11 protein-coding genes are annotated in these 13,122 nt (G+C 58.6%); 4 read left to right on the top strand and 7 right to left on the bottom strand.

The window, feature by feature from the left end; all coding sequences use genetic code 11:
* The first annotated feature begins 2 nt into the window (after nucleotides 1-2).
* Together AC1Z24_RS10030 and AC1Z24_RS10025 are read left to right on the top strand one after the other, a co-directional pair.
* Complete coding sequence (locus AC1Z24_RS10030) at nucleotides 3-395, top strand: winged helix-turn-helix transcriptional regulator (RefSeq protein WP_483745499.1); 393 nt, start codon at nucleotides 3-5, stop codon at nucleotides 393-395.
* A 147-nt stretch (nucleotides 396-542) separates the two neighbouring features.
* Nucleotides 543-2,095 (top strand): IS3 family transposase gene (locus AC1Z24_RS10025; RefSeq protein ID WP_483742055.1). Its coding sequence is split into 2 segments (ribosomal slippage): nucleotides 543-1,005 and nucleotides 1,005-2,095, totalling 1,554 coding nucleotides; the frame shifts between segments, so codons are not numbered across the junction.
* An 82-nt stretch (nucleotides 2,096-2,177) separates the two neighbouring features.
* On the opposite strand, the gene AC1Z24_RS10020 is transcribed toward AC1Z24_RS10025, so the two are convergent.
* Nucleotides 2,178-3,341, bottom strand: a complete 1,164-nt coding sequence (locus AC1Z24_RS10020) for an alpha/beta hydrolase (RefSeq protein ID WP_483745498.1) — start codon at nucleotides 3,339-3,341, stop codon at nucleotides 2,178-2,180.
* A gap of 281 nt (nucleotides 3,342-3,622) precedes the next feature.
* Here AC1Z24_RS10020 and AC1Z24_RS10015 point away from each other — a divergent pair, with 281 nt between their 5' ends.
* Entirely contained in the window at nucleotides 3,623-4,573 is a 951-nt protein-coding gene (locus tag AC1Z24_RS10015) for an AraC family transcriptional regulator (protein ID WP_483746586.1), read from the top strand.
* A 310-nt stretch (nucleotides 4,574-4,883) separates the two neighbouring features.
* On the opposite strand, the gene AC1Z24_RS10010 is transcribed toward AC1Z24_RS10015, so the two are convergent.
* From AC1Z24_RS10010 to AC1Z24_RS10000, 3 genes are all read right to left on the bottom strand, one after another.
* Nucleotides 4,884-6,104 (bottom strand): MFS transporter, encoded by a 1,221-nt coding sequence (locus tag AC1Z24_RS10010; RefSeq protein ID WP_483745497.1) that lies wholly within the window; start codon nucleotides 6,102-6,104, stop codon nucleotides 4,884-4,886.
* The gene (locus tag AC1Z24_RS10005) at nucleotides 6,101-7,069 is read right to left on the bottom strand and encodes an NADP-dependent oxidoreductase (protein WP_483745496.1); all 969 of its coding nucleotides are present in this window, start codon (nucleotides 7,067-7,069) and stop codon (nucleotides 6,101-6,103) included. Before AC1Z24_RS10005 ends, AC1Z24_RS10010 begins: the two co-directional genes overlap by 4 nt.
* Nucleotides 7,070-7,285: 216 nt before the next feature.
* Complete coding sequence (locus AC1Z24_RS10000; RefSeq protein WP_483746585.1) at nucleotides 7,286-8,320, bottom strand: alpha/beta hydrolase; 1,035 nt, start codon at nucleotides 8,318-8,320, stop codon at nucleotides 7,286-7,288.
* A 344-nt stretch (nucleotides 8,321-8,664) separates the two neighbouring features.
* Between AC1Z24_RS10000 and AC1Z24_RS09995 the strand changes: the two genes are divergently transcribed.
* Nucleotides 8,665-9,633, top strand: coding sequence for a LysR family transcriptional regulator (locus tag AC1Z24_RS09995; protein WP_483745495.1), 969 nt, complete (start codon nucleotides 8,665-8,667; stop codon nucleotides 9,631-9,633).
* Here AC1Z24_RS09995 and AC1Z24_RS09990 read toward each other — a convergent pair.
* The 3 genes from AC1Z24_RS09990 to AC1Z24_RS09980 form a co-directional block, all read right to left on the bottom strand.
* Nucleotides 9,609-11,600, bottom strand: a complete 1,992-nt coding sequence (locus AC1Z24_RS09990) for a relaxase/mobilization nuclease domain-containing protein (protein ID WP_483745494.1) — start codon at nucleotides 11,598-11,600, stop codon at nucleotides 9,609-9,611. The genes AC1Z24_RS09995 and AC1Z24_RS09990 overlap by 25 nt on opposite strands.
* Before the next feature lie 448 nt (nucleotides 11,601-12,048).
* Complete coding sequence (locus AC1Z24_RS09985) at nucleotides 12,049-12,636, bottom strand: S26 family signal peptidase (protein WP_483745493.1); 588 nt, start codon at nucleotides 12,634-12,636, stop codon at nucleotides 12,049-12,051.
* Nucleotides 12,633-13,115, bottom strand: coding sequence for a DUF2840 domain-containing protein (locus AC1Z24_RS09980; RefSeq protein WP_483746584.1), 483 nt, complete (start codon nucleotides 13,113-13,115; stop codon nucleotides 12,633-12,635). Before AC1Z24_RS09980 ends, AC1Z24_RS09985 begins: the two co-directional genes overlap by 4 nt.
* Nucleotides 13,116-13,122: the final 7 nt, after the last annotated feature.

Here is a 13,122-nt window from a genome sequence, read left to right as displayed (position 1 = left end):
GAATGTCATCCAGTCACACAAATGTTCCCGATGCACCACCGGAGGCCAACGATGGTGGCTGTCGCGCTACGCGTGAAATCTTGAGTCGCATCGGCGACAAGTGGAGCTTGTATGTGCTGGCGATGTTGTCCTCTGGCACAAAACGCTTCAGTGAATTGAAGCGCGGCGTGGATGGCATTTCTCAACGAATGCTGACCCTGACGCTAAGAGGCTTAGAGCGCGATGGCATAGTTACCAGGACGGTTTTTCCTACCATTCCTCCCCGCGTGGATTACGAGCTCACTCCATTGGGAACGACTCTGCTAGGGCCGGTGATGGGCCTAATGCACTGGGCAAATGACAATCAGCTCGCTATCAGCCGTGCGCAAATACTCTTTGATGCAAGAGCATCTTGAAGAAGCAAAGCGACTTCGCGTGATGAGTCCGCTGCGAAGCCAAACAACGTTGCGCCGCTTCGGCGGCGCAGGCGGGCCCCCGGTGTCAGGATAGTTGTCGCCTCTGCGAATTCTTAAACGCATTCCGGGGGCGGCAAGAGTATGGTCATGTCTTTCTACTCACCCGAACGAAAAGCATCACTGCTGAGAATGATGCTCCCGCCCCTGAGTCTCTCTGTAAAAGAGGTCTCACGGCGTGAGGGGTGCAGCGATGTTTCTCTCTATCAATGGCGCAAACAAGCTGCGGCGCAAGGAACTCAATTGTCCGAAACCAAGCAACCGTCGGAGAATTGGTCAGCCGAATCCAAACTGACGGTGATCATCGAAACATCGCCCCTGTCTGAGCTGGAGCTGGGCGAGTACTGCCGTCGCAAGGGAATTTTTCCCGAGCAAATTGCGGCCTGGCGTAACGCGTTTATCACCAACAGCTCTAATCAGCCGACCGCTAAAAAAGCAGAGGTTGGACAAGCGCGCGAGGATAAAAATCGTATCCGTGTTCTGGAGCGTGAGTTGCGACGTAAAGACGCGGCGCTGGCTGAAACAGCAGCCTTGTTGGTACTGCGAAAAAAGCTCAATGCCTACTGGGGGAACGACGACGAGGACAGCTGACCTTGTTGCCAGAACGGTATTTACTCGTGAGTTGGCTCAATGAAGCCATTACCGCGGGCGCCCGAAGGGCGCCTGCTTGTCAGGAAGTCGGCATTTCCCTGAGAACTTTGCAGCGCTGGAGCTTGCCGCTGGAAGTCCTTGCCGATGGGCGCACCACGACGCTCAGGCCAACACCCCGTAATGCACTCAGCGAGCTGGAGCGCCAAGGTATCGTGACGCTGTGCAGCAGCAAGGCTTATGCGCATCTGCCACCGAGCCAGATCGTGCCGCAGCTGGCTGATGAGGGACGCTATCTGGCCTCGGAAGCTACTTTTTACCGGGTGTTGCACACAGCAGGTCAGCAACAGCATCGCTCGCGCGCCAAACGTCCACAGCACCGTGCAACCCCCACGACGTATGCAGCAACATCGGCCAATCAGGTGTGGTCATGGGACATCACCTACTTACCCTCGCCGGTTCGCGGGCAGTTTTACTACCTCTACCTGATTGAGGATATTTACAGCCGCAAAGCCGTGGGCTGGGAGGTCTACGAAGCAGAAAGCGGGGAAAAGGCAGCAGCGTTACTGCAACGAAGCGTGACCCAGGAGCAGTGCTGGCGCCAACCGTTGGTGCTGCACTCGGATAATGGAGCGCCCATGAAGTCGGTGACGCTTCTGTCCAAAATGCACGATTTGGGAATAACACCTTCGCGGGGACGGCCACGCGTCAGCAACGACAACCCCTATTCGGAGTCGCTGTTCAGGACGTTGAAATATTGTCCGCAATGGCCCGTGAATGGGTTTGGAGGCCTGGACGAGGCGCGTACCTGGGTCAGAGACTTCATGACTTGGTACAACACAGTGCATCGCCATAGCCGAATCCGCTTCGTCACACCGACCCAACGGCATGACGGCAAGGACAAGGAAATACTTGCCCGCCGTCATGATGTTTACCGACTCGCCCGAGAGAAAAAGCCTGAACGATGGTCCGCTGAAACACGCAATTGGAGTCCGATCGGAACGGTCTATCTAAATCCTGAAAGGGAGCTCAGCGTGATCGTGAAAGTGGCATAGCAACACCGCCGACGCGACAACTACCTTGAAAAACGCCGCGGGCGAGGCCGCCATCCCCTCGTATTTTCTGACGGGTAAATCCTCAGACGGCAAGATGCCTATCGAAGAACGCAGTCAGTTTGTCCCACGGGATCAAGTCCACTCTATGGTACAAATCCACGTGCCCAGCACCAGGAACGAGGAAAAACTCCTTGGGTTCGGCCGCATTGGCAAAGGCTTCCTCGCTGAAATATCGCGAATGGGCCTGCTCGCCCACGACGATTAGCACTGGTCGTGGTGAAATCCAGTTGACATGCTCCGAAGGTCGGAAATGCATGAGAGGAGCGTTGCTCGTCAGCGAAATGTAGGCCTGGCGAGGATGGTGGCCGAGCGGCGTCGAATAGTATTCGTAAAATTCGCGCAGGATCGGGTGCGCATCAGCGGGGAGCACCTTGGGCAATACATTGAACGGCTCGATGGAGTCACCAGCAAACTCCTTCCAGCGCTGCTCTGCTACTCGTTCGAGCATTGCTCGTCGACCGACTTCGTCCATTGAGTGCAGTAGGCCATCACGACGCTCGCCGCCAACGTCGTACATCGTGACAGCGGCGATCGCCCTGATCCGGGGGTCGATTTGCGCGGCCGCCAGCGAGAACCCGCCACTTGCGCAGACGCCAATCACGCCAATACGCTGTCGATCCACAAATGCTTGGCTGCCAAGAAAATCGACACCGGCACTGAAGTCCTCTACGAATGCCTCCGGCGAGCAAATTGCACGGGGATGTCCACCGCTTTCGCCGTTATAGGAAGCGTCGTGCGCCAACGTCACAAAGCCACGCTCGGCGAGAGTTTGAGCATATAGGCCAGACGCCTGCTCCTTGACCGCGCTGAGTGGGTGTCCGACGATCAGTGCCGGGTGCTTGCGACTCGGGTCCATTCCCTTGGGCGTGTACAAGTCAGCAACCAGTTTAATGCCAAGTCTGTTGATGTAAGAGACCTTGCGTTGATCGACTTTGTCACTCTTCGGGAAAATTTTGTCCCAACCAGAGTCAGCCGGTGAAGCGGAATTATTGCTCATAGATTTTTCCTTTGAAGTTTGTGCGAACGCGTTAGAGCCAATCATTGAAACGGTGCCAAAGGCAGCCATGGCACCGCCAGTCAAACGCAGAAAAGTTCTGCGCGAAGCCCCGGCAACTGCACTGCCGTCCAACTCGGCCTCGCTGGAGGTCCCTTCTTTTTTTGGCTCTGACGTGGTGAAAGGATTCATCTGCATCTCCATAGAACGGATAAGTGGGCCTTGTGTACGAGAACCTGTCCCAATACCCCAAGTCGTCAGCGACAAGACAGCCAAGCCAGTTCTCTGAGGCATCCCTGTGGGTTCAGCAATCTGCGTCACTGGTTTGTGTAGAGTATTATTTCTCAACTAGCTTACTTCCAGGTATGCTGATTCGACCGATTTATTGCCTGATCCTCCAGAATCTTGGAATTTCTCGCATTTCCTGTCTCGGCGTGGGCTATCCTGAAGAGATTGAAAACAAGGACATCGGTATGCTTGCACTAGATGGATATGAATACCCCCGTCATGAACATATCCGTGCACTACGCGCAAGGATCATCGACGCCATCGGACGGTGGACTGAGGGAAAAGAACATTGCCCAACGGCAGTTGAAAACCTTGTTTTATTCCGGCGCGAATCAGTGACTCCACCTTGCTCCTGCGAGGTTGAACCCAGTGTTGTGCTTGTCGTTCAGGGCGCCAAGCAACTACTAGTTGGTGAACATGCTTATGCCTACAATCCCGAGTCGTTCCTTATTAACTCACTCGACATACCCGCTAACTCGCAGGTTCTCGAAGCGAGTACAGACAAGCCTTGTCTTGGCCTTGGTCTCAAGCTCGACCTGAGGGTGATGGGGGAGCTGATCGCCCAAGGCAATCTACAGCCACCCCGTCAGCGCACCTCGGCGGGTAGTTCCGCGCTTGGCGACTTGACTCCGGTTTTACTGGAACCATTTACTCGCCTTATCGCGTTGCTGGACGATCCCAAAGCGATACCGGTGATGGCGCCGCTCATTGAGCGAGAGATTCATTACCGCTTGCTCACAAGCGACCACACGGGACGCATATGGCAAATTGCGTCGGTAGGAAGCCAGAGCCAGCGGATCGCAAAGGCGATTGAATGGCTGAGGTCAAACTATGCTAGGCCACTGCGCGTCGAGGATCTTGCGGCGAAGGTGCAAATGAGCACTTCGAACTTACATCACCATTTTCGCCTGCTAACTTCAATGAGCCCACTGCAGTATCTGAAGTGGTTGCGCTTGCACCAAGCCAGGCACTTGATGATGAATCAGCACATGAATGCCGCAGGTGCCGCTTTTGAAGTGGGCTACGAAAGCACCTCGCAGTTCAGCCGGGAGTACAGTCGCCTTTTCGGCGTATCGCCTAAGCGGGACGTCGTTGCGTTGCGCCTCGAAGCTAATCGTGCTGGCGTTCGGCAGTAGATTTGAGTCATCGCCGTCGTTGCGGTCGCAACGTGCCAATGCTTGTGTCTCAGTGTCTCATGGGTACGATCCAATATCGCCGGAACGAATCTCAGCGATCAGTTCGCCTTCGGACTAAGTGCAACCGCAGCTAGCTATTACGCTCAGGTTCTGGCCTAACTGGTGGTTATGCTATGCGAAGCTGAACTGACACCCGGCTGGAAGGTGGTTTTGCCGAGCGAGGCTGAGGTCGGAGCCGACGGTTGTTGAGTGTGTCGATGCGCGCAGTGCCAGTGAGGATTCAGCGGGGCTCTTGGTGGAAGTCTGACTGCTAGGGCGGATAAACAGCCCCTACATCGGAGCTAGTCGAATGTTTTCCTGCAGCGTGCGCCGTCAGCAGTGCGAAAATCGCTGCGACGACAAGCAGGGCAGCGCTCACAGCAAAAGTGGCCTGATAACCGCTCAAATCAAACAACACGCCACCAATAGTCGCTCCAAGCGTGATAGCCAGTTGGATTGTCGCCACCATCAAGCCGCCGCCGGCTTCCGCATCCTGCGGCAACGTTCTTGCCAACCATGTCCACCAGCCTACGGGCGCCGCAGTTGCTACCAGCCCCCAAATGCCCAGTAGCAGGGTGGTCACGGTCACCGATTCTCCGAATGAAATGAGTGCTACAGCTAATCCTGCCATTAGCAGTGGAGTGAAAGTCAGCGTCCGGTAAAGGCCGTGCTTTAAGACGCCCCCGATTAAGGTTGTTCCAATGAAACCGGCTACGCCGATGACGAGCAGAACCAGCGAAAGCTTAGAGATGCTCACATGCGTCACGGTTTCGAGGAATGGGCGTAAATAGGTGAACAGCGCAAACTGCCCCATAAAAAAGAGGCTAACTGCCGCTATGCCCAACGCGACAAGGGATTGCTTCATCAGCTTAAAAGGATTGCCGGAACCCGACCTGCACCTAGTCTTCATTTCCGGAAGGCTCATCAGCATCCAGACAAATGCGACTGCAGCGACAGGAACAGTGATAAAGAACGCGCCTCTCCAACCGATGATTGCGCCAAGAAAACTTCCCAAGGGTGCCGCCACAACAGTCGCTAATGCATTTCCACCATTTACGATTGCCAGCGCGCGCGGAACGTAATGATCCTGCACGAGCCGCATGGCCGTCGCTGCTGACATCGACCAGAAACCACCGATGGCAACTCCGATCAACGCCCGTCCGATCATGAACACCATATAGTTGGGTGCAACCGCCACGACGGCTCCGGAAGCGATCATCAGCAGCGTCAATCCCAAGAGCAGCACTTTTCGGTCGAGCCGTCCGGCCAGTGACGAAATGAAGAGGCTAGTAAGCAATGCAAACGCACCGGAAACCGAAATTGCCTGCCCGGCTTGACCTTCGCTGATGTGTAGGTCGGTTGCGATCGGCGTGAGTAGGCTGACAGGCATGAACTCCGACGCCACCAGGGCAAAGGCTGCGAGCGACATCGCAAAGACTGCCCCCCATGCCTGCCGGGTCGCTCGTGGATCAGGCTGAGTGGCGTTGGTCATCGACGGTCCTCCAGGCCTTCGAAGTCCAAAACGACGCGGCCACGCAGGCCGCCCTCGGCGAAACGCCGGTGGGCGGCCGCGGCCTCGGTTGCCGGGAACGTCGCGGCCACCCGCATGGGCAAAAGGCCGCTGGATACCTGCTGGCCGATTTGGGCGAGTGCGGAGTGGTCAGTGATGCGTTCGCGTACGTTCACGAACACCGTCTGAATGCCGTTCGCGATGGCGGCATCGTTTCGAGGTCGCAGTGTGATGATCGTTCCGTTGTTGCGAATGGCGGGAATGATCTGGTCATATAAGCCTGCGGCATCGACGACGGCATCTACTCCCTCCGGAAAGGCTGACCGAACCAGTGCAGCAACATCGTCTCCGCGCGCGACGACAACAATGGCGCCCGCAGAGCGCAGGAAGACATCATCCTCCGGCCCGGCGATAGCCACTACGCGCAGATCTCCGGCCGCAGCCAACGCAACCGTGTAGGCGCCGACCGCACCTGCAGCTCCTGTCACCACTAGTGTTGAACCCGATGGCAAGTCCAAGGTATCCAGAGCATTACGGGCAGTGAGCGCGTTCATCAGGAACGACGCGGCGGTAGTAAAGGTCGTGCCCACTGGAATTGGAATGACAGATGCCGCAGGCAGGCAAACGTATTGGCTGTAACCGCCGTAGCTGCCAAAGTTATCCACCACGCCCACCACATCCTGACCGACGGCGATGGCAAGCTGCGGCTCGATGCCTTCGCCAACTTCGTCGATGGTGCCGGCGATGTCCATGCCAGGAACGAATGGCGGCTGCGCACCCGCGAACCAACCCTGAAGGGAACCATCGCGCACCATGACATCGACGGGATTGATCCCGGCCGCACGCACTTTCACACGGACTTGGCCTTGGGCCGGATGCGGTTCGGGAAGCTCCACCAAATGCAGAACTTCGGGGCCGCCGTAGTTGTTCAATCCCACTGCAAACATGCCTGTGTTACTCCATTTTAAGTAGCGAAGCGAGATCGCTACGAGCAATTGGTTCCTGCGATGCACCCCTTCTAAGCCAAGAACAGTTTCACTCTTGGGACAGGAATTTTCGGCCACACCTGATGCAGTACGTATTACCATCGGATGGTCAGAAATACACATATGATGAATTTTCGCACCGTCCACGTCGTGGCGAAGAACGGTACCAAGTCGAAGCTACGTGAGGTGGGCCTGGAAGAACGTGGTGATGTTATCGAACGGAATTTTGTTCATCTGGTCGTATAGATCGACGTGATCCGCATTCGACACAATCAGCAATTCCTTTGGCTCAGAAGCTGCCTTGTAGACGTCTTCTGAGTAATAGCGAGAGTGGGCATTTTCTCCTGCCACTAGCATGATCGGACGAGGAGAAATCATCTCTATGCGAGCGTACATCGGAAAGCTGAAGAACGACGCTGGGGTCGTCGCAGTCCACGCCGTGGTGGAGTTAATGCTTCGAGAGTGGAAGCCACGAGGCGTTCGGTAGTAGTCAAAAAAGGCGGCCAGAACCGGGTTCGGATCGGCAGGAAGGTTTTCTGGAAGGATACGCTGCCCCTTTACGACGTTGCCGTTTTCGTCAAAGGGAACCTCGTGATAGCCCAGCGCGTATTGGCCGCTCGCTGCATCCACCCAACGCTGCTGGCTTATGTAGTCGATGACCTTATGGCGCTGCTCCAGGGTATAGCCGTCTTTGTAGCTGCGGCTGATGCTACGTGACATGTCGTACATGGACGCAGTAACCACTGCTTTGATGCGAGAGTCGCTGGTAGCAGCGGTCAACGCCATGCCGGCAAGTCCACAGATGCCGATGGCACCAATACGTGTCCGGTCAACACGGGGTTGGAGGCCAATGAAATCCACTGCGGCGCTGAAATCTTCGGTATTGATGTCTGGCGACCCTACATTGCGAGGTTCGCCGCCGCTCTCGCCGGTATAAGAGGGATCGAAAGCAAGGGTGACAAATCCGCGTTGCGCCATTGTTTGCGCATAGAGGCCCGACGACTGTTCCTTCACTGCGCCAAAAGGGCCGCTAACGATGATCGCTGGCAATTTTCCACTGGTTTTTTTGGGTAGGTAGAGATCGGCAACCAAGGTAATACCATAACGATTTTTGAACCTGACTTTTTGGTGCTCTACCTTCTCGCTTAGGGCGAAGGTCTTATCCCACGTACCACTGATTGATGTCTGAGACTGCGCGAAGGCTTTATCCATCGAAAGCGCTCCGATACTTATAGCTGCGAGGCCAGTACCCGTGAATTTGAGAACTTCGCGGCGGCCAAAATCAGGGGGATCTTGTCGAGCTACGGCGTCGCTCATTTCGTTGTCGATGTTCATCGTGACTTCTCCATTTGAACTGTGTTGAGGCGAGTTAGATGCGACTTGCATCGCGTCGGCGACATGCCGACGATCGACTCAAGGACTCACGACGGAAAGGCCAAATTCCTGCATACCGACCTCACTGTTAAGCATTATGTTGGAATCTGCTAGAATTTATTAGCTACTTAATTCTTAACGAGTCTATTAGTATCACTAATCAATTACCAAGCGGACGTGTCATGCCAAGACTCACCCCGAGATACAATCTCAACGACCTTATGGCCTTCGTAACCGTTGCTCGTGAGGGCAGCTTCACTCGGGCCGCCGCCAAATTGGGGGTGACTCAGTCAGCACTGAGCCAAGCCGTTTCTGGGCTGGAAGCTCGTCTCAAGATTAGGCTGCTTACACGTACCACTCGCAGCGTGTCGCCTACCGGCGCAGGGGAGCGCCTGATGAAGACGATCGGCCATCGTTTCGACGATATTGAAGACGAACTAGATGCTCTGACTGAGGCGCTCGACAAGCCTGCGGGGACCGTGCGTATCACCTGTGGCGATCACATTCTCCGTACAACACTGCTGCCAAAGCTCACGCCATTGCTGCATCAGTATCCCGACATCACAATAGAATTCGACATCAATTATGGGTTCAGCGATATCGTGGCAAACCGCTTCGATGCCGGCGTGCGTTTTAGCGAAACTGTCGATAAAGACATGATCGCAATCCCCATTAGCCCTGATATAAGGATGGCAGCGGTTGCCTCACCCAAATATTTCTCCCAGAACCCTAAACCAAAAACACCGAGGGACTTGGTCAACCACCGTTGCATCAATATCCGGTTCCCAACTCACAGCAGTCTGGATATTTGGGAGTTTGAGCGCCGTGGCCGGAAGTTGAAAATCCGCGTCGTCGGCCCGACCATCTTCAATACAACATCGCATATCCCCGACGCTGCTGTTGCCGGATTAGGCATTGCCTACCTGCCCGAAGAGGAGTTCTCACCACACCTCGAAGATGGGCGCTTGATACGTGTACTCGAAGATTGGTGCCCTTCGTTCTCTGGATATCACCTTTATTACCCAAGCCGTCGGCAACCATCGCCGGCGTTCTCATTGGTTGTAGGAGCATTACGCATGGGTAGTCCTCAGGGTTTTTACGCTAGTAAGGGCTCGCCAAAAGTAAGTCAGGTGGGCGAGATTCCTCTCTGACGTCCTATTTCCCAGGACACACTTCCCCCTCGCAGCGTTGCGGCGAGCGGCTGCCCCAACCGCTGCTCGATCACCGGCCTCCACGGCACCAGGCTGAATCCCATGCCGTCATCGAGCATCGCATATCGTCCGCTGGCAAGCATGACCGAGCGCCGGTAGATGCCAGCTACGCGCTGTCCATCCGTCGTGGGCCGATGCTCCAGGCCGGTGTCGGCGGCAATATCTTTCGCGGCCTTCGCCAGTTCCCGGGTGCGTAGCTTGTCCAGCAGGTTGCGGGCGAGGACCACGCGTTGCCCGCGTCGTTCGGCCAGCCCATGCTCGGCCAGGAAGTCGGCACGCTGCTGTATCGCCTGCTTCGCGTCGCCACCAAACCCCAGATCGCCCAATCCGCGGCCACCGCCGATCAGTTGCTGGTCAAGCCAGGTGGCCCCAATAACGCGTGCCTGCCGCTCAATCGGCAGATGCGATTTCAGTTCCACCGCCACGCCTCCCAAACGTTGCGCATCGTACTGGCGGCCACGCTCGGCCAGGTCGTCCGGCACCTTCCATAGACCTTCGGCCACGCGCTCTACGATGCCGGCGCGGCGCAGGGCTTCAAGCCGGCGAACGTGGGTATCAACGACTTCCTGCGGGGCGCGTCCGGACTTGGCCCGGCCTTGCTCGATCGCCAAGTGATGATCGATGCGGTACAAGCCATCGCTTGCCAGCACGGCGATGTTCTTGTCGGCCGCCCGTACCTCGGCGGAACCGCGTATCTCCACCACCGAGCCTGCGGGATAGTTCGCCGGCTCGTCGCGGGCGTTGAGTGCGACGTAATGGGCCTTGCCATCCACGCCGTCGATGACCAGATAGCTACGGTCGCGCAGCTCGTCGGCCAGCCCCTTCGCGGCGACGCGGCCGATGATGGTGCGTCCGTCGTCGCCCGGCTCGAATACCGCCAGCTCACGCTGCTGGCCCCGCATGGCGCGCTGCATGGTGCGAATGATGTCGCCACGCTCGCCCAGGGCGCGCAAGGTCTTTTCTGCATCGACATGAACGACCCAGGTGCCGGGCTGCATCTCGTCGGCCAAGCCCAGACGCTGCAAGCGCTGCAGGCGACCGATCAGCAGCAGGCGCTGGCGTTGCAGTCGGGGTTCGTTGAAGCGTTCGATCCGCACCCGGCCGTCTTCGCTGGCCTCGCGTTGCAGCGTGCGGTCGAGACTCGTCCACCGCTCTTGCTCCACCTCGCGCCGCAAGGTCTGCTGGATCTCCAGTTCCGTACGCGGCCCCAGCCACTCCGTCGCCAATTCGGCGGCGCGATGGCGGAAGCCGTGGGCGATGTAGTCGCCCGCGATGATGAGGTCTTTGCCCAGGTCGTCGCGCCCGCGCACGATCAGGTGGGTGTGCGGGTTATCGGTGTTCCAGTGATCGACCGCCACCCAGTCCAGCCGTGTACCCAGGTCGGCTTCCATGCGGCCCATCAAGTGCCGGGTGTAGGTGCGCAGGTCATCCAGTTCGGCCCCGTCCTCCGGGGAAACGATGAAGCGGAAATGGTGTCGATCGTCCTGGCAACGTTCCTTGAAGGTATCCAGGTCGGCTTCGTTGGCCTGCGCCCCATAGGCACGGCCCGGTTCACCATCGCGGCCGGCGCCGTCACGTTCGATGTAGCGCAGGTGCTTGGCGAGGGACTGCGGGCTGGCGTTGCGCTGATTGACAAGCAGGGTCTTGATGGTCACGCGCCGCGACAAGGGTGTCAGCTTCTCTCCCGCGAAGCGCGCCGCCGTGTGGCCGCGACCAAGTCGCGAGCCGGGCCGCTGGCCTGCGCGTGCGCCGCCACTGCCTGCGGAATGGCGCATTGAGGACTTGCCGCCGCTAGCCTTGCCCGCCTGCTTGAGCACCTTGGAAACGAAGCTCTGTCCCTTGCCCTTGCCCCGGTTCTTCGGCGCGCTTGGGCGCACGCGGAAGTCGTCGTCGCGGCGGTCGGTCATGGCTGCGATCTCTGCAAGCTATGGCGTGTTCTGTCGTGCGAAGCACGCGGATATGTCTGCATTGGCGCGGGCCTCGCGCCGCACGCGGCACGGCGGCGAAACCGCTCCGTGCCGCGCCACCCCCACGTGCAGACTGGCTTTCGACGCGGCCCGGTGCCGCGTCCTTTTGTCTTGCCTTCCGCCTTTGCCCTTCGCTTTCGCTCCGGGCCTCGGCGTCCCGGCTGTGCTGCGCTGCCCGCAGCCAGCCCGGCGGCGAACGCGGTCACGGCCACAGGCCGGGCGCGTTCGAGGCAAGACGCCTGCACATGGGATGGCGGCTCCTTATGTTGGGCGAAGTGCGGCGCAGATGCGCTCGCACCACACGCGCGACCGCACGGTGACGACCAGCGGAACAACATGCGCGATGGCACGATGAAATGCAGCGGAACGTGCAGCGAATCGGCGGCCATCATGGACGTGTCTCCAGCCAGACCGGATGTGCAACACCGATCACGGTGGATACAGCAATCGGCCCGAAGTAGCGGCTGTCGAATGACGCCGGGTTGGTCACGCTCAACAGGAACAGTTCGCCAGGTTCTAGGCGGCGGCATTGCTGCCAGGATGGCAGCGAGCGGCCCAGACGGTCGGCTGGCAGCACGGCAGCCGCAGGCACGCCGTCGATGCGAACGATACCTGACGCGACGCACACCTCCTGCGGTGACACGGCGCCCACTCGCTTGAGCAACGGCACGCGCACCGGCAGGTAGCCGCGCTGCGCAGCGAGTGCGGCCGCTTCGGCCGGCAGTGGGACAAGCACGATGCTATCCACGGACAACGGACGTGGCAGCGAGGCGGCCCGACGGCCGAACGGTTCGATGCGATACCAGCCGACCGCCACACTGTCGGACGGGTTGTAGGTCAGACGCGGTAGCGGCGACACGAACGCGGCCCAGGCCAGCGCAGCGAGGCCGGCAGCGGCGAAGCCCGTCAGCACGATGCGAGCGCGCAGGCGCGAACGAGGATGCGGTGCGATGTTGGATGTGGAAAGCGTCGTCATGGCAATGCCCTCCCGGCCAGCCAGGCCGCATGTCGCTCGGCGGTGTATTCGGGTAGCGGCAAGCGCGCAGCGAGCCGGTTGCCGAGCGTGCGCCAGTACGCGGGTGACACGTCGGCTGGCGCAATGCCCAGCGCCTCGATGGCGTCGAGCTGCGCAAACACAGCGCGGACGGCGGGTTCGCCTTCGGCGTGCAGCAGCAACCGCGCGCCGGGCAGCACGCCGGGGATGCGCTGCGCCGCATCTAGCGACGTGCAAGCCTGCATCACCATGAGTTCCCAACGGATCGTGCCGTAGTCATTGGCCTGCCACCGGATGCGACAAAACACGGCCCCCGACAAGAACACCGCGACACGGCGCCACTGGTCAAGCCGGACGATGCGTGACGGTTCTCCGAAGCGCAGATAGAGGTCAATGCGCCGCTCGACGTAGGCGAGCGATACGCGGGTCAACGGTACGGTGCCGGCCCGTCTGGCGAGCATCGCGAGC

The sequence above is a fragment of the Pseudomonas sp. JL23 genome (assembly GCF_056933585.1).
This window is presented reverse-complemented; position numbering and strand designations above follow the sequence as displayed.